The 13,728-nt window shown below is 59.3% G+C and carries 12 protein-coding genes and 2 tRNA genes; 2 read left to right on the forward strand and 12 right to left on the reverse strand.

From position 1 onward, the window contains the following. Positions 1 to 27 precede the first annotated feature (27 nt). From L901_RS09005 to L901_RS09020, 4 genes are all read right to left on the reverse strand, one after another. On the reverse strand, positions 28 to 216 hold the full coding sequence (locus L901_RS09005) for a Trm112 family protein (protein ID WP_059755746.1): 189 nt from the start codon (positions 214 to 216) through the stop codon (positions 28 to 30). A 10-nt stretch (positions 217 to 226) separates the two neighbouring features. Beyond that, complete coding sequence (locus L901_RS09010; RefSeq protein ID WP_059755750.1) at positions 227 to 898, reverse strand: LON peptidase substrate-binding domain-containing protein; 672 nt, start codon at positions 896 to 898, stop codon at positions 227 to 229. 69 nt (positions 899 to 967) lie between these two features. Further along, the gene (gene trxA / locus L901_RS09015) at positions 968 to 1,936 is read right to left on the reverse strand and encodes a thioredoxin (protein ID WP_003523262.1); all 969 of its coding nucleotides are present in this window, start codon (positions 1,934 to 1,936) and stop codon (positions 968 to 970) included. A 53-nt stretch (positions 1,937 to 1,989) separates the two neighbouring features. Beyond that, positions 1,990 to 2,499 carry a prolyl-tRNA synthetase associated domain-containing protein gene (locus L901_RS09020; RefSeq protein WP_003523260.1) on the reverse strand — a complete coding sequence of 170 codons (510 nt, stop codon included), beginning with the start codon at positions 2,497 to 2,499 and terminating at the stop codon, positions 1,990 to 1,992. Between the two features lie 253 nt (positions 2,500 to 2,752). On the opposite strand from L901_RS09020, the gene L901_RS09025 reads away from it, so the two are divergent. Both L901_RS09025 and L901_RS27000 read left to right on the forward strand, forming a co-directional pair. Beyond that, positions 2,753 to 2,827 (forward strand) — tRNA-Gly (locus L901_RS09025). Between the two features lie 290 nt (positions 2,828 to 3,117). Beyond that, entirely contained in the window at positions 3,118 to 3,417 is a 300-nt protein-coding gene (locus L901_RS27000) for a hypothetical protein (RefSeq protein WP_147401515.1), read from the forward strand. Between the two features lie 219 nt (positions 3,418 to 3,636). Here the strand turns inward: L901_RS27000 and L901_RS09030 are convergent. The 8 genes from L901_RS09030 to glmM all read right to left on the reverse strand — a co-directional run bounded on the left by L901_RS09030 (position 3,637) and on the right by glmM (position 13,662). Continuing rightward, a tRNA-Met gene (locus L901_RS09030) sits at positions 3,637 to 3,713 on the reverse strand. 135 nt (positions 3,714 to 3,848) lie between these two features. Further along, positions 3,849 to 5,045: a tRNA 2-thiouridine(34) synthase MnmA gene (gene mnmA, locus L901_RS09035; protein ID WP_035239631.1), complete on the reverse strand. Its 1,197-nt coding sequence runs from the start codon at positions 5,043 to 5,045 to the stop codon at positions 3,849 to 3,851. A gap of 207 nt (positions 5,046 to 5,252) precedes the next feature. Continuing rightward, positions 5,253 to 6,443 (reverse strand): OpgC family protein, encoded by a 1,191-nt coding sequence (locus tag L901_RS09040; RefSeq protein WP_059755753.1) that lies wholly within the window; start codon positions 6,441 to 6,443, stop codon positions 5,253 to 5,255. A gap of 473 nt (positions 6,444 to 6,916) precedes the next feature. Beyond that, a complete protein-coding gene (locus L901_RS27005; RefSeq protein WP_059755756.1) occupies positions 6,917 to 7,990 on the reverse strand; it encodes a Tim44 domain-containing protein in 1,074 nt (357 codons plus the stop codon). Between the two features lie 224 nt (positions 7,991 to 8,214). Further along, entirely contained in the window at positions 8,215 to 9,810 is a 1,596-nt protein-coding gene (gene serA, locus L901_RS09050; protein WP_003523252.1) for a phosphoglycerate dehydrogenase, read from the reverse strand. Positions 9,811 to 9,893: 83 nt separating this feature from the next. Beyond that, entirely contained in the window at positions 9,894 to 11,072 is a 1,179-nt protein-coding gene (locus L901_RS09055) for a phosphoserine transaminase (RefSeq protein ID WP_059755759.1), read from the reverse strand. 208 nt (positions 11,073 to 11,280) lie between these two features. Further along, positions 11,281 to 12,123 (reverse strand): outer membrane protein, encoded by an 843-nt coding sequence (locus tag L901_RS09060; RefSeq protein ID WP_059755761.1) that lies wholly within the window; start codon positions 12,121 to 12,123, stop codon positions 11,281 to 11,283. A gap of 186 nt (positions 12,124 to 12,309) precedes the next feature. Further along, complete coding sequence (gene glmM, locus L901_RS09065; RefSeq protein ID WP_003523248.1) at positions 12,310 to 13,662, reverse strand: phosphoglucosamine mutase; 1,353 nt, start codon at positions 13,660 to 13,662, stop codon at positions 12,310 to 12,312. Between the last annotated feature and the right edge of the window lie 66 nt (positions 13,663 to 13,728).

The following is a 13,728-nucleotide window of genomic DNA, read 5'->3' on the forward strand; positions in this document are numbered from 1 at the left end:
ATGTGTGAAGACGGGCAAGCGGGGAGCTTAGTCTTCTATTTTGCGCGCTTCGGAAATCAGCATGATCGGCACGCCATCGCGGATCGGATAAGCGAGCCTCGCGCTTTCGGAAATGAGTTCATTGCGGGCGCGGTCATAGACAAGGCGCCCTTTCGTCAAAGGGCAGACCAGAAGCTCCAGCAGCTTGGGATCGACATTGCTCATCCTGTCGTCCATGGCGGCGATCCTATTGCAGCACGTTGCCGCTCTCGCCCGATCCCTGGGCGAGAACGATCTCGGTGATGGCGATCAATGTTTCGGCCCGCGTCTTCAGGTCCGGCGCTTCCAGCAGCGCCTGTTTTTCAGCCGGTCCGAAGGGAGACATCATGGAAAGCGAATTGACGAGGACGCGATTGCCCGCCCTTTCCACGCTTTCCCAATCCGCTTCCAGCTGGTTGGCATCCAGAAACGAGCGGAATACCCGGAGCAGGTTTTCGCGGTCCACCGCATCCTCGTCATATTCGCCGGAAAGATCGGCGATGAAGGGCGCATGCCGGAAGCTGCGATAGGGCTTGTCCGCCTCCACCTCTTCCAGCAGGCGGAAGCGGCACACGCCAGTGAGCGAAATGATATAACGGCCATCGCCGGTTTCGGAAAAGGACGTGATGCGGCCGAGGCAGCCGACCGCGCTCAGCGGACCGCCCTCAAGCCCCGCCTCGATGACATGCAGGGCGGGCTGCACCATGCCGATGATGCGATGGCCGGCCAACGCCCAGTCGATCATGGCGAGATATCGAGGCTCGAAAATATTAAGTGGAAGATGGCCTTCCGGTAGAAGCAGCGCGCCCGGCAATGGAAAGACCGGCACGGTTTCCGGCAGATCGTCGTTCTTTACATATCTCGCATTTCCGACATGCATGGGAATCAAGCCCCCTGTTCACTGCTGCCCGGCCGGCGGATCAACCGCCACGGCCGGGATATGCCCGCATTACGAAAACAGTATCGCCGAAAGCTTCCTGCGGCCGGCAACGGTTGCCGGGTCCTTGAAGCCCCAGGCCTCGAAAAACTCCAGAAGCTGGCGGCGCGCGCCGTCATCGTCGAAGGTCCGGTCCTTGCGCATGATGTAGAGCAGATGGTCCGCGGCCTCGTCCCGCCGCCCTTGAGCATTCAGCACCTTGGCAAGCTTCACCCGCGCCTCGTGACGATCGGGATCGAGCGCGAGCTCGCGCTCCAGCGCCACCGGGTCGCCGATCTTGCGGGCTTCCTCATATTGCGCGATCTTTTTCGAAACGAGCTGAATGCCCGCATCTTCGTTGAGTTCCGCAGGCAGGGAAGAGAGCAGTTCGCTTGCCCGCTCATATTGGCCGGCGGCGATCATGCATTCCGCGATACCGGCAATCGCTGCCGGATTTTCGGGATCGGCCTGCATGACGGCGCCGAAAAGCTGCGCAGCACCATTAAAATCGCCATCCGCCAGAAGCTGCTTCGCCTCTGTCAGAACAGCCTCGATCTCGGCCTTGGGATCACCCGCATCAGGCCCGGCGATCTTCTCGATGAACTGCTTGATCTGGCTTTCCGGCACGGCACCCATGAAGCCATCCACCGGCCGGCCATCGGCAAAGGCGACGATTGCCGGAATGGACTGGATACCGAGCTGGCCGGGAATCGACGGGTGGTCGTCAATATTCAACTTCACGAGCTTCACGCGGCCATTCGCCTCGTTGATGACCTTCTCGAGCACCGGCGTCAGCTGCTTGCACGGACCGCACCAGGGCGCCCAGAAATCCACCAGAACCGGCTGGCGACGCGATTCCTCAAGAACGTCCCTGGAGAAACCCGCCGTCGTGGTGTCCTTGATGTGGCCGGAGGCCGCACCGTTCAGTTCGCCGTTGTGATGGGCGCTTGCGGTCATCTGGCCGCTATAGGAACCGCCGTAAGGATTATTTTCGCCGCTCATGCCGGTCTCCCGTAACCTCTGTCATATGTCTTATTTGAAGCAAAGATCGTATCTCACTCGCTGACTTTCAAGACAAGCGGCGCATGTCCGGTTGCCTCGAGAAAGCGAATGAGATCCGTGGACGCGATCGTTGTCGTCTGGTCGTTGGAAAGCGGATGGCCATTGACCAGCTCGTTTTCCAGAAGCCCGCTGTCGAGCACGAAGGTGACCTGCCTGTCGGTGTCGTTGATGGCTCCGAACACCGTCACCGAGCCCGGCGCGACGCCCAGATATTCAAGCATCTTTTCCGGTCTGCCAAAGGACACGCGGCTTGCCGCACCGATGGTCTTGTGAACGCTTTTCAGATCGACGACCGCATTTTCCTCAACGGTCAGAACGAAATACTGATCCTTCTTGTCCTTTACAAAGAGGTTCTTTGTATGGCCGCCGGGAATGAGGTCGCGCAGCGACTGGGATTCGGCGACGGTAAACACCGGTTCATGCTGCTTCGTGGTGTGGGAAATGCCGAGTCCGTCGAGAAACTCGAACAGCTCCGTTGCCGTCTTCTGGGAATTTTCCGCCATATCCTGCCGCCTGCCTCTGCCGATTCCACTATCCTTGTTTCCTGATTAAGCGGGCAACCGACGCTTGGCAACGCAGGAAAAAACAGCGAGATGAAAAATTCTCAATCATTTCCGCCGCTTGTCGCATTTCTCAAAGAAATTTTCGCGTTTTTGTCATTTCCCTGTTGCATTCCAAAATCGATTGAGCGATATAGCGCCCGTCGCCGCTTGGCGGCCCACGGTTCAGCGAACTACCCCGGACCGGTGGATTTGAGCGGGTGTAGCTCAGGGGTAGAGCACAACCTTGCCAAGGTTGGGGTCGAGGGTTCAAATCCCTTCGCCCGCTCCAAATTTCCCTAAAGATAGAATCATCATCAAAGCGTCCCTGTTCGCGCGCGTCGCATCGTTCCGTCTCGTGCGGCTTGAAACTCGGCCTGCGCAACCCCCCTATAGGCAAGTCGCGACGGAAATTATTCCGCAAGCGGAACTTATACGGAAGATGTTCGTTTCAGATCCGAGGCTCCTAACCTCAGTTCCCCTCTGATTGCCCGCCATGAGCGGGCATTTTTTTGCCGGCGCCTCTGGAACAGCTTATGTGCACAGCACGTTCTCCTGCGTTGTTCAACGCGGGGAAGAGCCATGTCCGCACATCCCGGAAGAATTCTCTTGATTGCCGCAGTCGCCACCTTGTCGATACCAGGCACATCGCTTGCCGCCGATATCACGGTTTATCGTGAGGAACGGGTTTTACCGCACAAAACACATCATCAACCGCAGCGTATCGAAAATACCTATTCCAATACCGCAGAAATGCGCTGCACCGAAAATATCGTGTCCTATCGCTCCCCTTACGAACGGCACACGGAACAGGTCACGCTCTGCCATCCGCCACTAAACTGGCGAACAGGGCCATCAACAGCAACAATATGGTCGCCTTGATCTTGCCATAATTCATTCAATGTGCTTTTGTGCAGCCGCCCTTGTGGGAGGGGGTAGAGGTTGAGACCCGCTGGCTGCATTTTGGCAGTAAGCGGGTTTCCCTTTTTTTGGGCACAACTTACCGGCAGGCACCATCGGATCCATCGTTTCTCCGGCTCGGAAAAGCAATGAAACACGGGCGCAGAATGGTGCGATCTGGATTTTTCATATGAAGAAAAGTGGTAGCGGGAGAGGGACTTGAACCCCCGACACGCGGATTATGATTCCGCTGCTCTAACCACCTGAGCTACCCCGCCACAGGGGAAACGTGACAGTCATGTGACCGGCCGTTCCATCAGGATGAGCGGCTTATAAGGTGCCGCTCCCCAAAGTGTCAAGCGCAAGATGCGCAAAAAATTCGCTTTCCGCATCGCTGCAAAAAGCGAATGGTTTCAGGCGGCAACCGGCTTTTCCAGAAGCGCCTTCAGCGACGCCTCGGCTTCCGCCGAGCGTTCCGACCGTTCGATGAAACCGCCGCCGTAAACGCGGGCATCGGCACCCGGCGCGGAATAAAGCACGCAGGCCTGACCGGGAGCGACACCGGCCTCCCCGGTCATCAGGTCCACATAGATACCGTTTTCATCCGCATGCAGCATCGCTTCCGTCGGCGGGCGGGTGGAGCGCACCTTGGCGAAACAGGCAAAGCCCTGCCCGGCATCGCTCGTCAGCTCGCCGTCGCCCAGCCAGTTCATGTCACGCAGATAGACCCGACGGGTTTCCAGCGCTTCGCGCGGGCCAACGATGACCCGTCGGCCGCGTGCATCGAGATGCACGACATAAAGCGGCTCCCCGGTGGCGACACCAATGCCGCGACGCTGGCCGATCGTATAATGCACGATGCCATCGTGGCGGCCGAGCACACGGCCGTCGAGATGGACGATATCGCCTGCCAATGCCGCATTCGGCTTCAGCTTGTTGATGATATCGGTATATTTGCCCTGCGGCACGAAACAGATGTCCTGACTGTCAGCCTTCTTGGCCACGACAAGTCCCATATCTTCCGCCAGAGCGCGCGTCTCGGCCTTGGAGAGGCCGCCGAGCGGAAAGCGCAGATAATCGATCTGTTCCTGCGTCGTGGCGAACAGGAACCAGCTCTGGTCACGGTCGCTGTCGATCGGCCGATAGAGCGCACGCCGCCCCGGCTGACCGGAAACGGGATTGGGACGCGAGCGGATGTAATGGCCGGTCGCCAGCGCATCGGCGCCGAGTTCCTGCGCCGTGGCGAGCAGATCGGCGAATTTTACCGTCTGGTTGCAGGCCACGCAAGGGATCGGCGTTTCACCCATCGCATAGGCTTCGGCAAAGGGGTTGATGACGGTTTCACGGAACCGCGCTTCGTAATCCAGCACGTAGTGGGGAATACCGAGCGTTTCGCAGACCCGGCGCGCATCGTCTATATCCTGCCCCGCGCAACAGGAGCCCGCGCGGTGCACGGCAGCACCGTGGTCGTAAAGCTGGAGGGTAATGCCGAGGACATCATAACCCTCGCGCTTGAGGATACCGGCCACCACCGAAGAATCGACGCCACCGGACATGGCGACAACGATCCGGGTATCTTCCGGCCTCTTGTCAAAATCGAGCGTATTCACGTTTTTTCCCATCGTCAGTCATAACGGGGGTAAAGGCCCCGCCGCCTGTCGGTCATCCGCCGCGAGAAACCTGGCCATCAATCGGGCCGTCCTGTCTCGTCATCCGGCGGATTTAAGGGCTGCATATAGAAAGGAATGGCCGCGCACGCAAGTACGGGGCGGAAAACCGCCCCGCAAAGCCGTCAGATTCGGGCTGGGACCCGGCTCTCAGGCGCCGGCCGTCTTCTGGCCGCTGCTGCCGAACCACTTGTCGCGCTCCCGCCACAGGGCTGGCAGGGCCAACAATCCGATAGCCGTAAAGGCGATCAGCGTCTTGTTGAGCTGAGACAGTTCCGCCGTGCGACCATCCAGATAATAGACGGCATAAACGATCGCCACGTGCCAGACATAGACCTGCAGCGAATGGCGGCCGAGCAATTGCAGGAATTTCAGCGACAGTACCCAGATGACGCCTTCGGCGATGGAACGCACGAGCGGACGGTGGTGCTTCGGACCTGCGATCACCAGCCACGTCAGGCCAACGCCGACGGCGAGGAAGTTGATGAGATAGACCGGGCCGAAATCGGCGCGGATTTCCATGGTGGAAAATTTGCCCATCATGAATTCCGGCATCAGGCCCCAGGCTGTGGCGATGCGCAGCGGCATGAAGAACAGGCAGATGACGAGCGCCGCCTTCGGCAGCCACGTATGCTCAGGCGAGAAGATCGCCTTCCACGGAATACGGTTCTGCGCCGTCATCGCGCCCATCACCAGCGCCGAATAGAACACCAGCTGCCAGCCGAGTAGGTTGAAGCTGACGCGGATGCCCTGCTCATCCGCACCCTTCACGAGTTCGTTGAGCGGGGTCGTCACGATCTGCTGCAGGCCAAGCTGGCCGGCCATCCAGACCAGCAGGGAGCCGGCCATGACATAGGCCCACTTGCCATCCAGGCAGAGCTTCACCAGCACCGGCGCAAAGATCATGTAGACGATATATTGCGGCAGAATATCCATGAAGGTCGGCTGGAACAGGAATGTCGCAATCGCCGCCAGTCGCAGCGGATCGTCGAACGTCGTCATGCCGAGCCAGTTGTACCAGATATAGGGCGCATGCGGGATGACCATGCGGAAGAACAGCACGGCGATGACGAGACCCATCGCGTAACGATAGAGTTCCAGCGCCCGGTTCCAGATCATCTGCTTGCCGGCATCATAGCCGTATTTCATCATCTTGCGCGCATAGACCATGCCGATCAGCAGGCCGGACAGGAACACAAAGCCCTGGGCGTCCTCGACAAAGGCAAACTGCCGGTGATTGATTTCCACCAGCCAGAAGCCGCCGGCAAACACCAGATGGTTGATCAGCATGAAGACGAGGAAGTAACCACGCATCCCGTCGATCAGGTCAAAGCGTTTCATCTCGATAGCTCTCCGTTCTCGCAGGGCCTGCATTGCCCAGCCACCCAGCCCGGCTTGGGAGGAGCCGGGGATTGGATTGTCAACGCTGTTTTGCGCCTGAGGTTCCCTTTCCAAAGCGGTTTAGAACCGGCGCGAAAAGTCACATTGACGTGTATGCGTTCTGGTTAGGATGCAGGGACTGAATGCCGGATGAATAAAAAAAGGCAATTCCGTGAAGCGCATGAGCCATGCGCGGGTAACATGTCGCGGCAAGCAGGGCTCAAAGCCTTGCATAACAGGGCGAAGCGGAATTCACCGCCGATGAGCGGGGGAGATATCACCCGTTAGATTTATCAGTCGTTTTTTGACCGCATCTTGCTGTCCCCTTGGCGGAGCAAGCGTCGGCGTGACCATGCTTTCCGGAAGCGAGACGAGCAAAGGCCCGGCGGTCGCCAAACCGCCGGGCCTTTATCCGTTAAACACGTTCCGATTCGTCAGGCGGCGGCCTGAATAGCGGCCACCTGCCAGTTGTCGTTTCCGGGGCGGCGAACGAAGGTCCACATTTCCACCGCTTCAGAAGGCTGGTGCTCGTCGCCTTCGATCACCTTGCCGGAGGTGCGGTCGCGCATCACGTCGATGGCGGAGTAGCGCATCGCCACCGTTGCATAATCCTGGCCCTCTTCGTGCCATGCTTCGGCAACGTCGCCCTGTAGCAGCGTCACATCGCGCACGTCGTTTTTCACGCCGCTGGTGGCGTTGTCGCTCAGTTCTTCTGCGAGGTAAGACATGGCTTCCGGCGTCGTCAGCTTGCGCAATGTGCCATAATCCTCGGCGGCATAGGCGGCCTGCACGTCTTCCAGCATTTTCTGGAAAGTTTCGAGATCGCCCTGGGTAATGCCGATTTCATCACCTTCCGACATGGCGTTGGCATGAGGCGCAGGCTTTGCCGTTGCGGCAGTGGCGGCCACACCGCCCGTAGCGCCGGCCAGCGCGCCGATCTTCGGAATCTTGAACGAGGAAGCGGCAGAACCCGCCTGCGAACCGCCATTATAGGAGGAACCGGAATGATCCGTGCGCTGCGACCCACCAGCCGAGCCATAAGCGGGCTGGCCCTGACGGCGCGAGGCGAAGAAACGCATGGCGAGCATGACCAGAAGACCGATCAGCGCCACCTGCAGCAACATGCCGAAGAAACCGGCCATGCCGCCAAAACCGCCACCCAGCAGCATGCCGAACAGACCGCCCATCAACAGGCCGCCCATCAAACCACCCATCATGCCGCCGAACAGGCCGCGATTCTGCTGCGGCGCCTGCGCGCCCGGACGGGCCGGCTGAGCAGCGTTCGGCGCTGCCTGATTGGTGTTGGGCGTCATGCTGCGGTTGATCGGCGCGGTTTGGCCGGGTGCAGTGCTGGTCGAAGGCGGAGCGGAATAGGTCCGCGTGCCGCGGCTGCCGAAACCGCCGCTGGCGCGACGCGCTTCCGCCATATCAACCGCCACGAAAGACACCGCGATACCAAGCGCGGCGACTGCGAACAAACCCTTGAAGCGCCGAAAGGCAGCAAACATCGTTATCTCCTGTTGGCCGCCCTCCCATGAGCGGCATGTCAGCAGGCGATATAGCAACTCATGATCATCATTTTTAGAGCACTTGGCTTAAATTTTTTGTGACATGCAACCAATGCGATAGTCGCCCGTATTTTGCGACGAAACAGACACTGGAAAAACGAAAAACCCGGCACAGGGTCTCCCCTGCGCCGGGCCTTATTGTCCCCTTGGGAGGAACGATAAGATCAGTCGACGTTGAAGGTCAGCGGCTTGACCTGGCGGATCGCCGGGTTGGCGCGCAGCTTGTCGAGCACGGCTTCAGAAACCGGGCCGTCGACATAAAGCAGCGCGATGGCGTCGCCGCCTTCCTTTTCACGGCCGAGCTGGAAGTTGGCGATGTTGACGCCAGCCTCGCCGAGCGTGGTGCCCATGAAGCCGATCATGCCGGGAACGTCGGTGTTGGTGATGTAGATCATGTGCGATCCGACATCGGCATCCATGTTGATGTTCTTGATCTGGATGAAGCGCGGCTTGCCATCCGAGAACACCGTGCCGGCAACCGAACGGATCTGGTTTTCCGTCTTGACCGTCAGCTTGATGTAGCCGTCGTAAACGCCGGTCTTGTCGCGCTTGACCTCGGAGAGGATGATGCCCTTTTCCTTGATCATGACCGGGGCCGAAACCATGTTCACATCCGCAACCTGGCTGCGGATCAGGCCGGCCAGCAGGGCGCTGGTCAATGCCTTGGTGTTCATGCTGGCGGTTGCGCCGTCATAAAGGATTTCGATTTCCTTGGTGGCGCTTTCCTGCACCTGACCGACGAAGGAGCCGAGAACATCCGCCAGACGGATGAAGGGCTTCAGGCGCGGCGCTTCCTCAGCCGTGATCGACGGCATGTTGATGGCGTTGGAAACCGCACCCTTGACGAGGTAATCCGACATCTGCTCGGCAACCTGAAGGGCGACGTTTTCCTGCGCTTCCGTGGTCGAAGCACCGAGATGCGGCGTGCAGACGACGTTCGGCAGGCCGAAAAGCGGGCTCTCGGTGGCGGGCTCGACTTCGAACACGTCGAAACCGGCGCCGGCGACATGGCCGGACTTGATGGCATCGGCAAGGGCCGCCTCATCCACCAGGCCGCCACGGGCGCAGTTGACGATACGCACGCCCTTCTTGGTCTTGGCAAGGTTCTCTGCATTGAGGATGCCGCGCGTCTTATCGGTCATCGGCACGTGCAGAGTGATGAAATCAGCCTGCGCCAGCAGCTCGTCCAGCTCAACCTTGGTCACGCCCATTTCCTGCGCGCGTTCCGGCGACAGGAAGGGGTCATAAGCGAGAACATGCATCTTGAGGCCGAGTGCACGCGAGCAGACGATGGAGCCGATATTGCCGGCGCCGATGACGCCCAGCGTCTTGCCGGTGATTTCGACACCCATGAATTTCGACTTTTCCCACTTGCCGGCCTGCGTGGAGCTATCAGCGGCCGGAAGCTGGCGCGCAACGGCAAACATCAGCGCGATAGCGTGTTCCGCTGTCGTGATGGAGTTGCCGAAAGGCGTGTTCATGACGATGATACCGCGGCGCGAGGCGGCCGGAATATCGACATTGTCGACGCCGATGCCGGCGCGGCCGATGACCTTGAGGTTGGTCGCCGCCTCGATCAGCTTTTCCGTTGCCTTGGTGGCGGAGCGGATGGCGAGACCATCGTAGTTACCGATGATTTCGGCAAGCTTGTCCTTGTCCTTGCCGAGCTTCGGCTGGAAATCGACTTCGACGCCACGATCGCGGAAGATCTGGACGGCGGTTTCCGACAGTTCGTCGGATACGAGTACGCGAGGTGCCATGGTTCACGGGCTCCTTGAAAAACGGTGCAGTTTTGAAAGCGGGGAATATGCGGCCCTGCATCAGCGCAGGGCCGGTATCGAAATCAGGCGGCAGCCTTGGAAAGTGCTGCCTTCTGCGTCTGGTAGGCCCAGGCGAGCCAGGGCATGACGGCTTCCATATCCGCCGTCTCGATGGTCGCGCCGGCCCAGATGCGCAGACCGGACGGGGCGTCACGGTAAGCGCCGATATCGAGGGCGACATTTTCCTTTTCGAGCAGGGCGACAACACCCTTGGCGAAATCAGCCTGCGCGGCTACATCCAGCGCCTGCACCTCGGGATCGACGATCTTCAGGCAGACGGAGGTGTTGGAGCGGGTTTCCGGCTTGACGGCCAGATTGGCGATCCAGTCGTTCTTCTCGATGAAGTCGTAGATAACCTTGGCATTGGCATCGGCACGGCCGATCAGCGCCTTGAGGCCACCGAGATTCTTCGCCCACAGCAGCGCGTCGATGTAGTCTTCAACGCAGAGCATGGACGGCGTGTTGATGGTTTCGCCAGTGAAGATGCCTTCGATCAGCTTGCCGCCGGAAACCATGCGGAAGATTTTCGGCAGCGGCCATGCCGGCGCGTAGCTCAAGAGACGCTCGACAGCGCGGGGCGAAAGGATGATGACGCCATGGCCGCCCTCACCGCCCAGAACCTTCTGCCAGGAGAAGGTGACGACGTCGAGTTTCGTAAAATCCATGTCCTGTGCGAAGGCCGCGGAAGTGGCGTCGCAGATGGTCAGACCCTTACGGTCAGCCGGGATGAAATCGGCATTGGGAACGCGAACGCCTGAAGTGGTGCCGTTCCAGGTGAAGACCACGTCACGGTCGAAATCGACTTCGGCAAGGTTCGGCAGCAGGCCGTAATCGGCCTCGAATTTGCGGACGTCCTTCAGCTTCAGCTGCTTGACGACGTCGGTAACCCATCCAGCGCCGAAGCTTTCCCAGGCGAGCATGTCAACGCCGCGTTCACCGAGCAGCGACCAGAGCGCCATTTCAACAGCGCCGGTATCAGATGCCGGAACGATACCGATGCGGTAATCGGCAGGAACAGCAAGAATTTCACGGGTGAGATCGATGGCCTGCTTCAGCTTGGCTTTGCCAACCTTGGCGCGATGCGAGCGACCGAGCGGCGCATCGGAGAGAACATCTAGCGACCAACCGGGGCGCTTCGAGCAGGGACCAGAAGAGAAATGCGTATTGCCCGGACGAACGCCCGGCTTCACTATATCTGTCATTTGACTACCCTTTCAGATAGGCGCCTCTCGTTAGGGAGAGGTGTCCTGACGCCGTTGCTATTCCTGTCGCCGGTTTCAGTCAAGCGGAATATGTCGCTACGCAGAAGAATCTTGGTCCATATGCGTCATGGTCGATGCCGCTAAAACGAAAACCGCCCGCACCCGAGGAGGATACGGACGGCTCGAAGCTATCAGTCTGGCGTGACGTTTATTTATAAACGGCAGGCTGCAGCGGAATATCGGCAGGCGGCATGTATTGCGCGGTATCGCAACCGTTGAAGACATAACGGCCGCCGACGCGCACTTCATGCGAATAAAGGCCCTTGTCACGACCCGGCCCGCCATTGTTTTCGTACCCGAACATATCGCCCTTGTTGATATGGCGGAAACGGTAGCCGATATCGGCCTTCAGGTTACACGTGACATCGATGGAGGCACCAGCCATCAGTGCGTAGGCGAAGCGCCACTTGCCCTTGCCGCCATGTTCGGTGGTCGGGTCGCAACCGAGACCGTTGGTGCTGCACGAGGTATTGCGCAGCTTGTCCCACTTGACGTAGGAGCCGCCGATACCACCGCCGACATACGGCGTGACACGGCCATAGGTGCCAAGATCGACATAGGCATTCGCCATCAGCGTATAGGCTCTCAGCGAACTCAGATCGGTCGAGACGCATGTGCTAGACACGCCGCAGCTGCCGATCGTGGAGCCGCGGAAATCCGATTTACCCATATAGTCAAAGGTCACGTCACTGCGGAAATAATTGTTGAACTGATAACCGACGCCGGCGCCGATGACATAGCTGTCCTTGATCGTCGCGGTATCGAAATCCGCGAGATAACCACCCGGACCACCCTGATAATAGTGAGCACCGCGTAGCTTGTTGAAGGAATAACCGACATCGCCGCGCAGATACCAGCCGCTCGCCTGGGTAACAGTAACCTCGGGAGCATCGACATAGGCCGGTGCGGGCTCGGCTTGATAAAGATCGGCAGCGATAGCGCTTGTACCGGTCAGCAGGACGGCCAGAAATCCGGCCAGGGCGTTTTTCATGACTTCCACTCCAGAAGAGGCACGTGCGGTTTCGGCAGCAGATGCCAGTGAACTGTTCAGTCATGGAGATTAACGTAAAATGGTTAAGTCCCGATTAACCACGATCATTCACTATATTTATTAGGAAATACTCAAAGAAAAAGCCGGCTGCAGAGCCGGCTTTTTGGGCGTTACTGTCTCGAAGGCTCACGCCGCCGAGCGGGCATTGGCGATGACGCCGACGAGATCGTTGACGATCTGCTCCACCTTCGCACTGTCGTCGCCTTCCGCCATGACGCGGATCAGCGGCTCCGTACCGGAGGGACGGATGACGAGGCGGCCATTATTGGCCAATGCGCTTTCCGCATCCGCAATCGCCTGCTGCACAACAGGGTTTTCCAGCGGCTTGCCGCCGGAGATACGGACATTCTTCAAAAGCTGCGGCACCGGCTCGAACTTGCGGCAGACTTCGCTGACCGTGAGGCCGGAGCGCTTGACCTTGGCGAGAACCTGCAAGGCCGCAACAAGACCATCGCCCGTCGTACCATAGTCCGACAGCACGATATGGCCGGACTGCTCGCCGCCGACGTTGAAATTGTGGTTACGCATGTGTTCGACGACATAACGGTCGCCCACCTTGGTACGGGCAAGGGTAAGGCCCTTGTCGCCCAGGAAGCGTTCAAGACCGAGATTCGACATGACGGTCGCCACGATACCGCCGCCGCGCAGCGTGTTGTCGGCAGCCCAGCTATCGGCGATGACGGCCATCAGCTGATCGCCATCGACGATCTCGCCGCGCTCGTCAACGATGATGACGCGGTCCGCATCGCCATCGAGCGCGATGCCGATATCGGCCCGTACTTCATGCACCTTCTTCTGCAACGCTTCCGGGTGGGTGGAGCCGCATTCGAGGTTGATGTTGATGCCGTTCGGCTCGTTGCCGATGGTAACGACTTCCGCGCCGAGTTCCCAGAGCGCAGCGGGCGCAACCTTGTAGGCCGCGCCATTGGCGCAGTCGATGGCGATCCGCAGTCCGCTCAGCGTCACGTCGCGCGGCAGGGTGCGTTTGACGAATTCGATATAACGATAGATGTCGCCGTCCACGCGCTTGGCGCGACCGATCTCGCTCGGCTTGGCAAGCTGCGCGTAGATATCCTTGTCGAGAAGGTCCTCAATCTCCAGTTCCAGCTCATCGGAGAGCTTGTAACCATCCGGTCCGAAAAGCTTGATGCCGTTATCGGAGAAGGGATTGTGCGAGGCCGAGATCATTACACCGATATCGGCGCGCAGCGAGCGGGTCAGCATGGCGACGGCGGGCGTCGGAATGGGGCCGAGCAGGAAGACATCGAGACCGGCGGCGGTGAAACCAGCGACCAGCGCGTTTTCCAGCATGTAACCGGAAAGACGCGTATCCTTGCCGATGACCACGCGATGGCGATGATGGCCACGGCGGAAGATCGTCCCGACCGCAATGCCCACACGCATCGCCAGATCAGGCGTCATGGGAAATACGTTCGATTGTCCGCGGATACCATCGGTTCCGAAATAACGGCGTGCCATTTGAACTCCAAATCTTTTCCAGCATTCCGGCAAAAGCTGAAAACAGCCGGAAGCGTTTTTGGCTAG

Source organism: Agrobacterium sp. D14 (assembly GCF_001526505.1).
GTDB lineage: Bacteria > Pseudomonadota > Alphaproteobacteria > Rhizobiales > Rhizobiaceae > Agrobacterium > Agrobacterium leguminum.

What these genes read in the sequence shown, in the direction of transcription:
- L901_RS09005 (WP_059755746.1), bottom strand. Translation starts at nt 216, where the DNA reads ATGGACGACAGGATGAGCAATGTCGATCCCAAGCTGCTGGAGCTTCTG.
- L901_RS09010 (WP_059755750.1), bottom strand. Translation starts at nt 898, where the DNA reads ATGCATGTCGGAAATGCGAGATATGTAAAGAACGACGATCTGCCGGAA.
- trxA (WP_003523262.1), bottom strand. Translation starts at nt 1,936, where the DNA reads ATGAGCGGCGAAAATAATCCTTACGGCGGTTCCTATAGCGGCCAGATG.
- L901_RS09020 (WP_003523260.1), bottom strand. Translation starts at nt 2,499, where the DNA reads ATGGCGGAAAATTCCCAGAAGACGGCAACGGAGCTGTTCGAGTTTCTC.
- L901_RS27000 (WP_147401515.1), top strand. Translation starts at nt 3,118, where the DNA reads ATGTCCGCACATCCCGGAAGAATTCTCTTGATTGCCGCAGTCGCCACC.
- L901_RS09040 (WP_059755753.1), bottom strand. Translation starts at nt 6,443, where the DNA reads ATGAAACGCTTTGACCTGATCGACGGGATGCGTGGTTACTTCCTCGTC.
- L901_RS27005 (WP_059755756.1), bottom strand. Translation starts at nt 7,990, where the DNA reads ATGTTTGCTGCCTTTCGGCGCTTCAAGGGTTTGTTCGCAGTCGCCGCG.
- serA (WP_003523252.1), bottom strand. Translation starts at nt 9,810, where the DNA reads ATGGCACCTCGCGTACTCGTATCCGACGAACTGTCGGAAACCGCCGTC.
- L901_RS09055 (WP_059755759.1), bottom strand. Translation starts at nt 11,072, where the DNA reads ATGACAGATATAGTGAAGCCGGGCGTTCGTCCGGGCAATACGCATTTC.
- L901_RS09060 (WP_059755761.1), bottom strand. Translation starts at nt 12,123, where the DNA reads ATGAAAAACGCCCTGGCCGGATTTCTGGCCGTCCTGCTGACCGGTACA.
- glmM (WP_003523248.1), bottom strand. Translation starts at nt 13,662, where the DNA reads ATGGCACGCCGTTATTTCGGAACCGATGGTATCCGCGGACAATCGAAC.